The sequence below is a fragment of the Bacteroides sp. AM37-9 genome, from assembly GCF_003603455.1.
Taxonomy (GTDB): domain Bacteria; phylum Bacteroidota; class Bacteroidia; order Bacteroidales; family Bacteroidaceae; genus Bacteroides; species Bacteroides xylanisolvens.
In genome coordinates, this window is sequence record NZ_QTNF01000002.1 from 135331 (window position 1) to 150854 (window position 15524).

The window sequence follows — 15524 nt, forward strand, 5'->3', positions numbered from 1 at the left end:
TATTCAATCAAAGTCCCCACTCAACATTAGGTTTATCACCCATAAACAGCTCCAATGTACCTCCGGCTGCAATGTCCGCAAAATCAAGATAACATTTATTGTATTCCTGACCGTTCAACAAGGCCTTTTGTATATAGACGTTATTTATGCTGTTATTATGAGCTATCACCGTGAATTTCTTACCAGTATAATAGCTGGGATCAAGATTGAACTCTACTTTATCAAAAACCGGACTTGTAATCTCCATACGTGTATTTCCCGGACAGGAAGGATGAATACCGGAAGCAGCCAACACATACCACGCTGACATCTGACCTACATCTTCATTGCCAACAATTCCTTCAACTTTGTTTGCATAAGCCTTTTCACATGTATAGCGTGTCCATTTTTGAGTATACCAGGGAACTTCAAGCTGATTGAACAAAAAAGGAACGAAGTGCACAGGTTCATTCGCATGATTATAATATTCATTCCACAGCATATTAGAAGGAGTTTTATTAAAGAAATCTGTTAAATCCGCAATAACTTTCTCCTTACCACCCATCAAATTCACCATTCCCGTAACATCGTGAGGTACAAACCAACCTTGCTGATAAGAGTTTGCTTCTATACACCCATACCATTCTTTAAGACGTGCATTCTCCGGCCATTCTACCCATGTTCCATCTGCTTTACGGGGACGGAACCACCCCTTTTCTTTATCAAAAATATGATGATATGCCTGTCCCTTTTCATAGAAACATTTGGCATCATCTTCTTTCCCCATAGCTTTCGCTAATTGAGATATACACCAATCAGTATAAGCATACTCCAAAGTGGTTGAAATACTCAATGGTTCCGGAGCATACCCCAATGAATCATTACCAAAACGACGGGATGTGTTAATGGCATAACGATACGCTTTCTCTGCATCATACGTACGAATCCCTTTGATATAAGCATCCGCCAAAACAGACAAAGCAGGATTTCCCAACATACAGCCGGAATAGGAATTCAGCAATTCCCAACGTTCATAGTATTCGCGCCCACTCTGATCTGCCATAGTAATCAATGAGTTCAGTTCATCACTTACTAAACGCGGATTAATTATAGTCTGCAAAGGAAACTGACTACGAAATACATCCCATCCACTGAATATAGTACGTTTTGTAAAAGTGCTGTCAGCCGTATGTATTTTATAATCACCGCCTACATAACGTCCGTCTACATCTGTATAGATACGAGGATCAATCATCGTATGATACATGGCAGTATAGAATATCGTTTTTTCATCATCCGTACCACCGGATATCCGGACACGATTAAGTTCTTTATTCCACAATTCAGTAGCTTCCTGCTTTACTTGTCCAAAATTTTTAGAGGCTATTTCTTGTTCAAAGTTATTTGCAGCACCCTCCATATCAACAAAAGAGATACCAACTTTCATCTCTACAGTCTCTCCCTCCTTCGTTGGAAATTCAGTAAAAAAGCCCAGATGTTTACCCGTCAGTTCTTTCTTGTCTTTTATAACCGGAGCTTGTGATACACGAGTCAAATAAGGAATACTCACTACTTCATCACGTTTCCGAACCCAATGTTCGGGAATATCTGCACTCCAAAAGCCATAATTAGTCAAAGGTTTACTAAATTGTGCATAATAATAAACGGTATAATCGGCTTTTCCTTCACCATTACCCCATCCACCACCATCAGGTGTGCACTTCATCCATCCTTGAATGGTGTAATCATCTACAACTTTAATATACTGCGAAGTAGATGTTCCCCCTACTCTACGAGCTAAATCAATCTGAATACGCGATTGGTCACTAGAAGGATAAGTAAAATGTAAAATTCCACAGTGCGGTGTCGCACTACTTTCTACTTTGATATGATAATCAGTCAATTCTACCGAATAATATCCGGCCTTAGCCGTTTCAGTGGCTTTGTTATAAGCCGAACGATATCCTTTTATACTATCATTATTCTCTTTACCTGCCACTTTATATAATTCACCAGTTGTAGGCATCACAAGAAAATTGCCCAAATCACCAAACCATCCCACACCACTCATCTGGGTAAAAGCAAATCCTTCGATTGTCTTATGTTCATCACTGTATCCGGAACCGTTATCACCTCCCGTTATTGTATTAGGACTAACCTGTACCATACCATACGGAGTCGTAGCTCCGGGAAAAGTTTTACCTAATCCGTGATAAACACCGGCAGCCCCTACACTAGTACTGGCACCAATAAACGGGTTTACATAATCAGTCGGAACCAAATCTTCCGATGCGGTATGGGTTGATGAGCAACCCGTCATCCAACACAAAAAGCAAACAATTAAAAGATTAGCAGTCGCTTTATACATAACAATAATCTAATTATTTTAAGTCAAACTAAGAACGAAAGTCTTAATACCAAAACGAGGCATTGAAATCGTCATTTCCGATTTACCTGCACGTGTTTTTATCTTCTTTCTTTCGATACATTGTCCATTCAAATCAACTTCCTCCACTCCGGATAATGGCATGTCAATGGTAACCTTTTGTAATCTTTCGTCTCCTTCAGAATTGAACAGGCGCAATAGTACCTTTCCATCTTTCATTTGAAGAGCACTCACTTGATAACCAGTATTCTGTAAATCAATAAATGATTTCGATTCCGGTTTTGCCATTGGATAGCAAGAATACAGCAATGGTTCATTCCAACAATCGCTATCATCTGCGATTGATGCTTTGTCCCATTTGCCACGATGAGGTATAATTGCATACTTCATCCTCAAAGGGTGTGTTATTTTATAATCAGGTCCCCAAAGTCCTCCACCCGAATATTGAGCAGTCAGTCCTAGCGGATAGTCCTCTCCATAAGAATAAGAAGTAGTATGGTCTGATAATAAAGCCAAAGCATAGTCGCCTTCCTGTTCAGCCAAGTCAACCCAATGAAGTATAATATTATGTTTGATTTGATCCCAAGAACCAAAGAAAGTATCAGTCAGTTTGCTTTCGCATACGTCAAACGGTGCATTTTTATAGATACGGGGAGCATGTAAATCAGTCGGGAATAATACACTTAGTTTAAACCGATCGTCACAATAAGCTCGACGATTATCACGCCAACGTTCCTCTTTATATTCACCAATACCTACATTATTTTTCCAGTCAACCGTCAAATCAAAATCGATTCGTCTCGTACCTTTAGTGAGAGTGATTACCTGTGTAAACGGATGGGAAGCAATCTCACCCTCTATCTTAATTTTTTGCTCATATACATTATCCCTTACTACTGTCAGCTTGGCCGGAGTCTCTATAGAAGAACGAAATTTGCCTTCTTCATAAAAAAAGCCTCGTAACTCCCCTAAAGCATATTTCTCCGTTTTACCTGCAAAATCCTTATTCCCTTCTTTTTTAGCTATCAGGCTTTTTATGGTTCCTCCCTTTGATAAGTCAAAAACAATTTTATACATATCATTTTCAACCACGTATTCCTGTTTATTCACCTTATTACCTTCCAAAACGAATCTACTCTCCGAAGCCTCTTTCTTACCGGCTTCTTTCTTTTTTATACAATACGTGGAATAACCAAAGGGAGGAATCTCTGCCTCAAAAAATAATCTTATCTCTTTACCTTCATTTTCTACCAAATAACCTATATCTTTACCTTTCCAGTCATAGACACTTAAATCCGCATTTTCAGATTCCGTAGGCAGAAGAACACTTACGACTTCCTTTCTTCTCATTCCTAATGTATTAAAAACACGTATATATTGCTGTTGAGCATTATTTTGCGGAATAAACTTTTCATTAAAGCTCTGCATAGATGCCTCAATAATTCCATCTGCAAGATGATTGGTACTGTCTGTCCATCGCTTAATCTGATCAGCCCATGTTCCTTTCCTATTCAGTCCATTATAAGGCACAATCCACGAATCATGATGTTGTGCCAACATCAGTGTACGCCAAGCCTCATCCATATCTGCCTGTCGACAAATATATTTATTTTCCAGATAAGCCATTACAGACATTTTCTCTGCCATGACAATTCTATTTTCTGAAACGCGTACTTCTTGCGCTATTTTTTGCAAAACCTGACTTCCCCACATAAGATTCACATGTATATCTTCCTGTGAAAAAGACCAATTATCATCCGTTTTTCCGATGGAGACATTTTCAATATAATCTCTCCATGTCATATATATAGAGTTATTTTTTGTGTTCTTTCCACTTCCCAGCCATGGGCCGTTTTTCCATCCCGCATCCTGAAAACACATACCAACAGGATGCTTGATACCTGCGTTACGGCAATCTTTTAAATAAGCATCCGAATTTCCCCACGCAGTTGTCTGCCAGGTTGATCCCGGCTCCAGTTTTTCACAAGCATACCTGGGAACAGTCAATATTGCAGTCCCGTCCGGTCCTACCCAATTAACCAATTCTCCGCCATAAGCAGCAGTATACCCTCCCCAACAGGTATTGGGACATTTTAATACAGCATATTTAAAGCCGAATTGTTTAAGGATTTGTGGCAAGCAACTTGTGAAGCAAGGTTCTTCTACCGAATAGGTTACAAAATCCACCCCCGGAAAATGTTTGTTTATTTTAGCAATACCATATTGAAACTGTCTTATTATACTCTCTCCCGAGATATTATAGCAATAAGGCTGTGCATAAGTAGGATTCGTAAACTCTACCTGATTACTAGTAGCCATCTCTTTAAAACGCAAATAAGCCTCCGGAGTCTGTACTCTGACTGTATCCCATGTTTCAGGCTCTATCTCCATACAAATCCGCCAGTCCGGATGCATAGCCAGCTGATCCACAATAAATTGAGTTTTCCACTTTACCGGATAATGTCCATATATCCCGCCATGATACCCATCAACAAAATAAGCTTGTTGAGAATAAACATTTGCATAAAAGAAAACAGTCAGTAATATGATATAAATTTTACTCATAGTATCCTAAAGCTATTTATCTTTGTGTTGCTCCATTCTACGCATAAATTCATATAATTTATGTTGGACAACTTCTTTATTATTTTCATATTCCGGAGATATCCAATCAACGAGTGCCAGCAAATTCTGATTTTCTATAAATTCTTCCTTCAGCCTTTCGTTGTTTTCCACTTCTATGAGAAACTCTGTTTTTTCATCAGAAGTAAATTCATCCGCAAAATATTTATTCAGACAATTCTCCATATACACAGTCCTTTTTTATCAAAGAACGATTATCTCAATAAATACCCCTAAAAAATACCGATAAATTCATTAAAAAGTTATGCAGCCAATGTCACATTGAGTTTTGCTCTCAACTTTTTTAGTGCTATTCCCATCTGACATTCCACTGTATTTACCGAAATGCCCAAACGTTCGGATATTTCCCTATACTTCAATCCTTCCATGCGACTTAACAAAAATATGTCACGACATCTTTTAGGCAAACTATTGATAGCATCCCGTATCAGGTTCTCCATCTGATTTCTTTCTGATATATCATATACATCAAAACGATCCAAAGATTGCAATTTCAGATTCAACTCAATCTCAAAAGAAGCCTTCACATTCTCGACATACTTTTGCTCGAATACTTTATGCTTTAAATAATCCAAACATTTGTTTCTTACAAGCCTGAAAAGATAAGCATTCATATTCTCAATATGATTCATTGACTCTCTCTTTTCCCATAAGTCTGTAAACACATCTTGTGTTATGTTCTCAGCCTCCTCTTCCGACATCACAAATTCTTTTGCAAACCGAACTAGTTTGGGATAATAAATAAGATACAATTCTGAAAAACTCATAGTTGTGTGTTTCTTTAGATTAGTATTCAGTTATCAAAAATCTTGTGATGCAAATATAGAGATGAAAAAAGCCTACTTCTTAGTGGAAGTAGGCGGGAAAGTAAACGTTTTATAGATCAATTATTATATATACACTTAATAATCAATAGTTTACAATAAGACCATTTTTTAGTTTTGGTAAACCGGATAGAATCATTTTTGAGACAAAGAACCAAGCTTTTTTACCTCCTCCTCAAAGATATTACTATCAAGAGTGGACATTCTCTTCACTTTACTCTTATAATTATAGATTGTCTGCACAGAATAATGCAAAAATACAGCGATCTGTCCAACATCGGTAATTCCTAACCGTATCAATGCAAATATGCGTAATTCTGTATTCAGTTGGTCCTTTTCCAGTTTATAACGCTCCTCCGGTTTCAACAAAGAATTGAACTTTTCCACAAAGTTAGGATACAATTTAAGGAACGCTTTATCAAAGTTATGATAAAGTTCTTCAAGTTCCTTTTCAAAAGGTCGGGAGGATGACTTATATAAATCATCAATCTGTCCGGTCTTGATTTTCCTGTTCACATTCTTCCTGTACTCATCGAGTTTATTAATATAAACGGCACATTGATTCATAAAATACCCCACATATTTTTCCTTAATCAGATTAGCTTCGTCGAGATTCTTATTCAGCCCGACCAGTTCCTCATTCATAGCTTTAAGATGCCGTTTAGCTCGGGATACAATTTTTGTTTGTTTATATGTAAAATACAGGGTGATAGCAAGAGCTACCACAAACAAGCTAGTCAGAAATATATAGAAACGGAGGTTCTGCTTTTGTTTTTCCAACCGGATCAAGTATGTATTTTCAATAATCGGATGGATGCGGGCAATTACCGTATTCTTAAAACGGGAATTATAAAAGATGGCATCATCCAACGCTACTTTAATATAATTATAAGCCCTGTCTATATCTCCTTTATGATACAAATTAACTGCCAATGTCAATAATGCCTCATTCTCTTTGACAGCCAGTTTTGTATCTGTCATAGCAGCCAGCATTAGAAACTTTTCTTCCAATGCATAATTCCCAATCAACCGATAAGCTCTGGCAAGTCCCATAGCCATCATAGCATAGCCATGAGATGCCGGCTCTTGTTTATCATATATCTCTGTTAAAATCAGAAGAGCCTCTTTGGTACTTCCCTTATCTTGAAGCTTCACAGCTTTTTCTTTTCTATATTCATCCGACTGGTCAAATAAGATGCTCATCACAGTATCCCGATAAGCCTCTTTTTCCGATATATACTCGTTTGAAAACCGTACATCGTCCGTGTATTTAATGAGATTTTCATAATAACGTATACGATTCCAGCAATACAAAGCTTTTAAATGATCGGGTAAATCCGCACATTTTATCGACTTAAAAATATCATTTGCTTGAATAAACAAACCGGATAAAGAATAGACAAAAGCCAACCGGAGCTGCTCTTCCAAAAGATATTCTTTATTACCAATCGTTTTTGCTATATCAATATTCTCATGAATATATTGTTCTGCCGAGTCACAGACAAAAGTCTCATATTGATGGATAATCTCTTTATTTAAATTGTATATATCCTCCGACGAATTAAGGCCAACTTTCTTTTTCTTTAATTCTTTTATGGTAGCTTCTTTTTTCTGGGTATATATCAAACGTTCAGAAATCACTTTGTCTAACACCTTCAACAAAGAATCATTCTCACTATCTGCATAGAGGTAAAACAAGGAGTTTAGAAGGAAAAATATAAACCAAAGTGTGCGTTTCATAATCATGTATTCTTTCTTAATCTGCAAAAAAATGTATTTTCTTTGTGTTATTCGCCAAAAAGAGCGTAAATCATTCTTTTTATTGCATCTTTTAACAAATGAAGATGGAGAAATTACCCCATTCTAAATGATATTTGTGAAACCATGCTGACTAAAAAATGAATCTAAAAGATATGGAGTTAAAAAAAGCTTTTTTGCTATACGGACTTTGCAAAAAGTATAAATATTAGTTCTATATTTGCAGCCGTTAAAAGAGAAAGATGAAACAAAGCTTAAAATTCGGACTACTTTTAGTGTTGGCTTTGCTCATCCATTGTGCAACTAATGGAGCAATGGAAGATATGTGCAAAGTTTCCTCCCCGACTTATCGGCAGGAGAAATGCTATGTATCACAAGATCGTCCGATTCAGGATGCTTTGGAACGTCTTTATAATCTTTATACGACGCAAACCTGTGACATGAGTCATACAGACGTCGCACATGTTCCGACAGATAAAAGCATGTTTTTGTTAATCGCTTATTTCTGTGACCATTACAAACATCAAAGTCCACCTTACCCTGTCTCATCCCATTCTCCTACATACTATTACGATCCTATCTCCTATTATATATATGGGTTGAGAAAGATTGTCATTTAGCCTACAGTACAGTAGACTCTTTTGCTCGTCATTTATTACAGTTGGTTTTATTCTCCATAGGGCGAATAGACTAATTGCTTATTTCTATATAATATTCAATCTAAACAGCTATTGAATTATGAATTTTACATTTTTAGTTGTTGTTTTACTGACAGCGCTTGCTTTTGTCGGTGTAGTAATAGCCCTCTCGCGTGCTATCTCTCCCCGTTCATACAACCTGCAAAAGTTTGAGGCTTATGAATGTGGTATACCGACACGTGGTAAATCATGGATGCAGTTCCGTGTAGGCTACTACTTGTTTGCCATCCTATTCCTTATGTTCGATGTCGAAACAGCTTTTCTGTTTCCGTGGGCGGTAGTTATGCGTGACATGGGACCACAGGGACTTATTAGTGTTCTCTTCTTCTTTATCATTTTAGTTCTGGGTCTTGCTTATGCCTGGAGGAAAGGAGCTTTGGAATGGAAATAACCAAAAAGCCAAAAATAAAATCTATTCCGTATGATGAGTTTATCGACAATGAATCATTGGAAAAGTTGGTCAAAGAACTTAATGCTGGAGGAGCCAATGTTGCCCTCGGAGTACTTGACGACTTTATCAACTGGGGACGCAGCAATTCACTGTGGCCGCTTACCTTTGCAACCAGTTGTTGTGGTATCGAATTTATGGCACTGGGTGCCGCGCGTTATGACATGGCCCGCTTTGGGTTTGAGGTAGCACGTGCCAGCCCGCGTCAGGCTGATATGATTATGGTATGCGGAACAATCACCAATAAAATGGCTCCGGTACTGAAACGACTTTACGACCAGATGCCCGATCCGAAGTATGTGGTTGCCGTAGGCGGATGCGCTGTCAGCGGAGGTCCTTTCAAGAAGTCCTATCACGTAGTAAACGGGGTGGACAAGATTCTTCCGGTAGATGTATATATTCCCGGATGCCCGCCACGTCCTGAAGCTTTCTATTATGGCATGATGCAATTGCAACGCAAAGTGAAAATAGAAAAGTTCTTTGGTGGAGTAAACAGAAAAGAGAAGAAACCGGATTATTTAAGAAATGAAGAATGATGAATGATGAATGAAGAATTCGCATGCAACATCCCGGCAGATTTTTCATTCTTAATTTTTCATTCTTAATTTAATTTGATTTATGCAAGAAATACAATTTATAGCTCCTGCAGCGTTACACGACGAGATGCTGCGCTTGCGAAATGAAAAACAGATGGACTTTCTCGAAAGCCTCACCGGTATGGACTGGGGAGTAGCCGATGAGAAAGACGCTCCGGAAAAACTCCGCGGCTTAGGCGTAGTCTACCATCTGGAATCTACCATTACAGGCGAACGGATAGCACTAAAAACAGCGACAACCAACCGCGAGCTACCGGAAATACCGTCTGTCAGCGACATCTGGAAGATAGCCGACTTCTACGAACGTGAAGTTTTTGATTTTTATGGCATCACCTTTGTCGGTCATCCTGATATGCGCCGGCTCTACCTGCGCAACGATTGGATTGGTTATCCGATGCGTAAAGATAACGACCCGGAAAAGGATAACCCACTGTGCATGACCAATGAAGAGACGTTTGATACGACTCAAGAAATAGAACTGAACCCGGACGGAACCATCAAGAACAAAGAGACGAAACTGTTCGGCGAAGAAGAATATGTAGTCAACATCGGTCCGCAACACCCTGCTACTCATGGTGTAATGCGCTTCCGTGTTTCTCTGGAAGGTGAAATTATTCGTAAGATTGATGCGAACTGCGGGTATATCCACCGAGGTATCGAGAAAATGAATGAAAGCCTCACTTACCCTCAAACATTAGCTTTGACAGACCGTCTGGACTATTTGGGCGCGCATCAAAATCGTCACGCATTGTGTATGTGTATTGAAAAAGCCATGGGCATTGAGGTCAGTGAACGCGTACAGTACATCCGTACCATAATGGACGAGTTGCAACGTATCGATTCTCACTTGCTGTTCTACTCTTGTCTTGCTATGGACTTAGGAGCGTTGACAGCATTCTTTTATGGATTCCGTGACCGCGAGAAAATTCTCGATATCTTTGAAGAAACTTGCGGCGGACGTCTGATTATGAACTACAATACGATTGGCGGTGTACAGGCTGATCTTCATCCTAACTTCGTCAAACGAGTAAAAGAGTTCATTCCATATATGAGAGGAATTATCCACGAATATCACGATATATTCACGGGTAACATCATCGCACAGAGCCGTATGAAAGGCGTCGGTGTGTTAAGCCGTGAAGATGCCATCTCTTTCGGTTGTACCGGAGGTACAGGCCGTGCATCAGGATGGGCGTGTGACGTACGTAAACGAATGCCATACGGTGTATATGACAAAGTCGATTTCAAAGAAATCGTTTATACGGAAGGTGACTGCTTTGCCCGTTACCTGGTGCGTATGGATGAGATCATGGAAAGTCTGAACATCATTGAGCAATTAATAGACAATATTCCCGAGGGACCTTATCAGGAGAAGATGAAACCTATCATCCGTGTTCCGGAAGGCAGTTACTATGCAGCAGTAGAAGGAAGTCGTGGTGAATTTGGTGTCTTCCTGGAAAGTCAGGGTGACAAAACGCCTTACCGTCTGCACTACCGTGCTACGGGATTGCCGCTTGTTGCTGCAATTGACACCATTTGCCGGGGCACAAAGATTGCCGACTTAATTGCTATTGGCGGAACAATAGATTATGTCGTTCCGGATATTGACAGATAATACTTAATTATTAAAAATATATGTTCGACTTTAGTATAGTAACAAACTGGATACATGAGCTACTGCTCTCCATTATGCCGGAGGGATTAGCCATCTTTATAGAATGTGTAGCTGTCGGCGTGTGCCTCGTAGCACTGTATGCCATCCTGGCTATCATATTGATCTACATGGAGCGTAAGGTCTGCGGTTTCTTCCAGTGTCGTCTTGGACCGAACCGTGTTGGTAAATGGGGTTCTATCCAAGTGGTCTGCGACGTGCTCAAAATGCTGACCAAAGAAATCTTCATGCCGAAGGGTGCCGACCATTTCCTTTACAATCTTGCTCCATTCATGGTGATTATCGCTTCATTCCTGACTTTCGCTTGTATTCCTTTTAATAAAGGTGCGGCGATTCTGGACTTTAATGTGGGCGTGTTCTTCCTGTTGGCAGCTTCCAGCATTGGAGTTGTCGGTATCTTGCTGGCCGGTTGGGGTAGTAACAACAAATTCTCTTTGATCGGTGCCATGCGAAGCGGTGCACAGATTATCAGTTATGAACTTTCTGTTGGTATGAGTATCATGACAATGGTAGTGCTGACGGGAACCATGCAATTTTCTGAAATCGTAGAAGGACAAGCTAATGGTTGGTTCATCTTCAAGGGACATATTCCTGCGGTCATTGCTTTCATCATCTATCTGATTGCCGGAAATGCAGAATGTAACCGTGGCCCGTTCGACCTTCCCGAAGCAGAAAGTGAGTTGACTGCCGGATATCATACTGAATACTCTGGTATGGGCTTCGGTTTCTTCTATCTGGCAGAATATTTGAATCTGTTTATCGTAGCCAGTGTTGCCGCCACCATCTTCCTGGGAGGATGGATGCCGCTGCACATTGTTGGTTTGGATGGATTTAATGCTGTAATGGATTATATTCCGGGCTTTATCTGGTTCTTCGCCAAAGCATTCTTTGTGGTATTCCTTCTGATGTGGATCAAATGGACTTTCCCACGCTTGCGTATCGACCAGATCTTGAATCTGGAATGGAAATACCTGGTCCCAATTTCTATGGTAAATCTATTACTAATGGCATGCTGCGTAGCTTTCGGCTTCCACTTTTGATAAATGAAAATTATGGAATATAAAGATAAAAAATATACGTACTTAGGTGGTCTGGTGCATGGCATCAGTACACTGGCAACGGGTATGAAAACCAGCATCAAGGTATACTTCCGTAAGAAAGTGACCGAGCAATATCCCGAAAACCGGAAAGAGCTGAAAATGTTCGACCGTTTCCGTGGTACGCTGAATATGCCCCACAATGAGAATAATGAACATCGCTGTGTAGCTTGCGGACTGTGTCAAATGGCCTGTCCGAACGATACAATCAAAGTGACCAGCGAAACCGTCGAAACAGAAGATGGAAAGAAGAAGAAAATCCTGGCAACCTATGAATATGATTTGGGTGCCTGTATGTTCTGCCAGCTCTGTGTCAATGCTTGTCCGCACGATGCCATCACGTTCGATCAGAACTTCGAACATGCAGTCTTCGACCGGACGAAACTTGTCCTGAAGTTGAACCACGACGGTAGTAAAGTAATAGAAAAGAAAAAAGAAGTTTAGATATGGGATCAACACTTGAAACAGTAGTATTCTACTTTTTGGCAGCATTTATTATTGCTATGTCCATCATGACGGTGACTACCCAACGTATCGTACGCTCGGCCACCTACCTGCTCTTCGTGCTCTTCGGCACGGCCGGCATCTATTTTTTGCTGGGTTACACCTTTCTGGGTTCCGTTCAGATTATGGTTTATGCCGGTGGTATCGTCGTTCTTTATGTATTCTCCATCCTGTTGACCAGTGGAGAAGGCGACCGGGCCGAGAAAGCAAAACGAAGTAAAGTCTTAGCCGGACTCTTCACTATGATTGCCGGTTTAGCCATTATCCTTTTTATCACACTGAAGCACGATTTCATGCAGACAGCTAATTTGGCCCCGCAAGAAATTAGCATTCATGCTATCGGGAACGCTTTATTAAGTAGTGACAAATACGGTTATGTATTGCCTTTCGAAGCTGTCAGCATATTATTGCTGGCGTGTATCATCGGTGGCATCATGATTGCACGTAAGAGATAGGAATTTTAAGTATTAACTATCAAAATAGAGTTCGAATATGATACACATGGAATATTACCTGGTAGTTTCTACCATCATGATGTTTGCAGGAATCTATGGATTCTTTACCCGCCGAAATACACTGGCTATCCTGATTTCTGTAGAGTTAATGCTGAATGCTACGGACATCAACTTCGCCGTATTCAATCGTTTCCTTTTTCCGGGGGGAATGGAGGGTTATTTCTTTGCACTCTTTTCCATCGCCATCTCGGCTGCGGAAACTGCAATAGCTATCGCCATCATGATTAACATTTATCGTAATCTTCGAAGCATTCAGGTGCGCAATCTGGACGAGTTGAAGTGGTGATTTGTTTCATTCCCAGGAACAAGGTGTTTCATCCCTTGAAACACTTCGTTTCACACCGAGAAACAAAGTGTTTCTCACCGAGGAACAACTAGTTTCACACCGGGAAACCAAACAGAAGGTCCGAGTATAGTGATTATCAGCTATAAGACCAAGAATTAATAATAATAACTCAAGTAATTAAATAAAACTGTATGGAACTAACAATTCTAATACTCCTTCTTCCTTTCTTCTCCTTTCTCATATTGGGAATCGGAGGTAAATGGATGTCCCACCGGACAGCGGGTACAATCGGTACGCTGATACTGGGAGCAGTAGCAGTACTATCCTACGTTACAGCTATCCAATATTTCTCCGCTCCACGACTGGAAGACGGAACATTCGCCACACTGATGCCTTACAACTTCACGTGGCTTCCTTTTACAGAGACTTTACACTTCGACTTGGGCATCTTGCTCGATCCTATATCGGTAATGATGTTGATCGTCATCTCTACAGTGTCACTGATGGTACATATCTACTCTTTCGGTTACATGAAAGGAGAAGTCGGTTTTCAACGTTATTACGCTTTCCTATCCCTATTTACCATGTCTATGCTGGGATTGGTCGTTGCAACCAACATCTTCCAGATGTACCTTTTTTGGGAGCTGGTGGGGGTAAGTTCTTACCTGCTAATCGGTTTTTATTATACAAAACCGGCTGCCATCGCTGCTTCCAAGAAAGCGTTTATTGTTACTCGCTTTGCTGACTTGGGCTTCCTGATCGGTATCCTGATTTACGGATATTACGGTGGTACATTCGGATTCACTCCGGATACAGTATCCTTGATAAGCGGTGGAGCTTCTATGCTTCCGTTGGCTCTCGGACTGATGTTTGTCGGTGGTGCCGGTAAAAGTGCCATGTTCCCGTTGCATATCTGGTTGCCGGATGCAATGGAAGGTCCTACTCCGGTCAGCGCATTGATTCATGCGGCTACCATGGTAGTTGCCGGTGTATATCTGGTGGCACGTATGTTCCCACTTTTCATTACATACGCACCGAATACGCTGCACATGGTTGCTTGGGTAGGTGCATTTACAGCATTCTACGCGGCAAGTGTGGCTTGCGTACAATCAGACATTAAACGTGTACTGGCTTTCTCTACCATTTCACAAATTGGCTTTATGATGGTAGCTCTGGGTGTTTGTACTTCCATGAATCCACACGAAGGAGGTTTGGGCTACATGGCTTCCATGTTCCACCTTTTCACACATGCCATGTTTAAGGCATTGCTCTTCCTCGGTGCAGGTAGCATCATTCATGCCGTACATTCTAATGAAATGTCCGCTATGGGAGGTTTACGCAAATATATGCCGATCACTCACTGGACATTCCTGATTGCTTGTCTGGCTATTGCCGGTATTCCTCCGTTCTCGGGCTTCTTCTCGAAAGATGAAATTCTGGCTGCTTGTTTCCAATACAGCCCTGTAATGGGATGGGTGATGACAGTCATCGCTGCAATGACAGCTTTCTATATGTTCCGCCTTTACTACGGTATTTTTTGGGGCAAGGAAAACAAAGAACTTCATGCACATCACACACCACACGAAAGTCCGTTGGCTATGACTTTCCCGTTAATGTTCCTGGCTGTTGTAACTTGTGGAGCAGGATTTATTCCTTTCGGACACTTCATCAGTTCGAATGGTGAATCTTATTCTATCCATCTCGATCCGTCAGTAGCTATTACGAGCGTTGTTATTGCGATTATTTCGATTGCAATCGCTACATGGATGTACAAGAATGCCAAACAGCCTGTTGCTGATTCGTTGGCAAAACGATTCAAAGGTCTGCACAAGGCAGCCTATAATCGCTTCTATATTGATGATATCTACCAGTTTATTACGCATAAGATTATCTTCCGCTGCATCTCTACTCCTATCGCATGGTTCGACCGTCATGTAGTGGATGGATTCTTTGACTTCCTGGCATGGGCCACCAACACAACAAGCGACGAGATTCGTGGTTTGCAGAGCGGTCAGGTACAACAATATGCGTATGTGTTCCTTTGCGGTGCATTGGCACTTATCCTACTGCTGATTCTCTAAATAGTAAATAGTAAATCTTTAAATAGTAAATCATAAA

Annotated in this window: 14 protein-coding genes; 9 read left to right on the forward strand and 5 right to left on the reverse strand. The window is 40.5% G+C overall.

Annotated features, from left to right (window positions below):
* Positions 1 to 7: 7 nt before the first annotated feature.
* The 5 genes from DW862_RS01805 to DW862_RS01825 all read right to left on the reverse strand — a co-directional run bounded on the left by DW862_RS01805 (position 8) and on the right by DW862_RS01825 (position 7572).
* Positions 8 to 2347, reverse strand: a complete 2340-nt coding sequence (locus DW862_RS01805; protein WP_008776537.1) for a GH92 family glycosyl hydrolase — start codon at positions 2345 to 2347, stop codon at positions 8 to 10.
* Positions 2348 to 2365: 18 nt separating this feature from the next.
* Entirely contained in the window at positions 2366 to 4930 is a 2565-nt protein-coding gene (locus DW862_RS01810) for a glycoside hydrolase family 38 C-terminal domain-containing protein (protein ID WP_008642113.1), read from the reverse strand.
* A gap of 12 nt (positions 4931 to 4942) precedes the next feature.
* Positions 4943 to 5173, reverse strand: coding sequence for a hypothetical protein (locus tag DW862_RS01815; protein ID WP_004305330.1), 231 nt, complete (start codon positions 5171 to 5173; stop codon positions 4943 to 4945).
* Positions 5174 to 5250: 77 nt separating this feature from the next.
* The gene (locus DW862_RS01820; protein ID WP_008642111.1) at positions 5251 to 5775 is read right to left on the reverse strand and encodes an RNA polymerase sigma-70 factor; all 525 of its coding nucleotides are present in this window, start codon (positions 5773 to 5775) and stop codon (positions 5251 to 5253) included.
* Between the two features lie 192 nt (positions 5776 to 5967).
* On the reverse strand, positions 5968 to 7572 hold the full coding sequence (locus DW862_RS01825; protein WP_118194908.1) for a DUF6377 domain-containing protein: 1605 nt from the start codon (positions 7570 to 7572) through the stop codon (positions 5968 to 5970).
* Between the two features lie 260 nt (positions 7573 to 7832).
* On the opposite strand from DW862_RS01825, the gene DW862_RS01830 reads away from it, so the two are divergent.
* The 9 genes from DW862_RS01830 (at position 7833) to nuoL (ending at position 15487) form a co-directional block, all read left to right on the forward strand.
* Positions 7833 to 8210, forward strand: coding sequence for a hypothetical protein (locus DW862_RS01830; RefSeq protein ID WP_004312115.1), 378 nt, complete (start codon positions 7833 to 7835; stop codon positions 8208 to 8210).
* Positions 8211 to 8328: 118 nt separating this feature from the next.
* Positions 8329 to 8679 carry an NADH-quinone oxidoreductase subunit A gene (locus DW862_RS01835; RefSeq protein WP_004312114.1) on the forward strand — a complete coding sequence of 117 codons (351 nt, stop codon included), beginning with the start codon at positions 8329 to 8331 and terminating at the stop codon, positions 8677 to 8679.
* The gene (locus DW862_RS01840; RefSeq protein WP_004312113.1) at positions 8670 to 9272 is read left to right on the forward strand and encodes an NADH-quinone oxidoreductase subunit B; all 603 of its coding nucleotides are present in this window, start codon (positions 8670 to 8672) and stop codon (positions 9270 to 9272) included. Before DW862_RS01835 ends, DW862_RS01840 begins: the two co-directional genes overlap by 10 nt.
* Before the next feature lie 82 nt (positions 9273 to 9354).
* Positions 9355 to 10947, forward strand: coding sequence for an NADH-quinone oxidoreductase subunit D (locus DW862_RS01845; protein ID WP_004312112.1), 1593 nt, complete (start codon positions 9355 to 9357; stop codon positions 10945 to 10947).
* A gap of 20 nt (positions 10948 to 10967) precedes the next feature.
* Positions 10968 to 12044: an NADH-quinone oxidoreductase subunit NuoH gene (gene nuoH, locus DW862_RS01850; RefSeq protein WP_004312111.1), complete on the forward strand. Its 1077-nt coding sequence runs from the start codon at positions 10968 to 10970 to the stop codon at positions 12042 to 12044.
* A 12-nt stretch (positions 12045 to 12056) separates the two neighbouring features.
* The gene (locus DW862_RS01855; protein WP_004305338.1) at positions 12057 to 12545 is read left to right on the forward strand and encodes a 4Fe-4S binding protein; all 489 of its coding nucleotides are present in this window, start codon (positions 12057 to 12059) and stop codon (positions 12543 to 12545) included.
* 2 nt (positions 12546 to 12547) lie between these two features.
* Positions 12548 to 13060: an NADH-quinone oxidoreductase subunit J gene (locus DW862_RS01860; protein WP_004312110.1), complete on the forward strand. Its 513-nt coding sequence runs from the start codon at positions 12548 to 12550 to the stop codon at positions 13058 to 13060.
* A gap of 37 nt (positions 13061 to 13097) precedes the next feature.
* Positions 13098 to 13406, forward strand: coding sequence for an NADH-quinone oxidoreductase subunit NuoK (gene nuoK, locus DW862_RS01865; RefSeq protein WP_004312109.1), 309 nt, complete (start codon positions 13098 to 13100; stop codon positions 13404 to 13406).
* Between the two features lie 191 nt (positions 13407 to 13597).
* A complete protein-coding gene (gene nuoL, locus DW862_RS01870; RefSeq protein ID WP_009039049.1) occupies positions 13598 to 15487 on the forward strand; it encodes an NADH-quinone oxidoreductase subunit L in 1890 nt (629 codons plus the stop codon).
* Positions 15488 to 15524 lie beyond the last annotated feature (37 nt).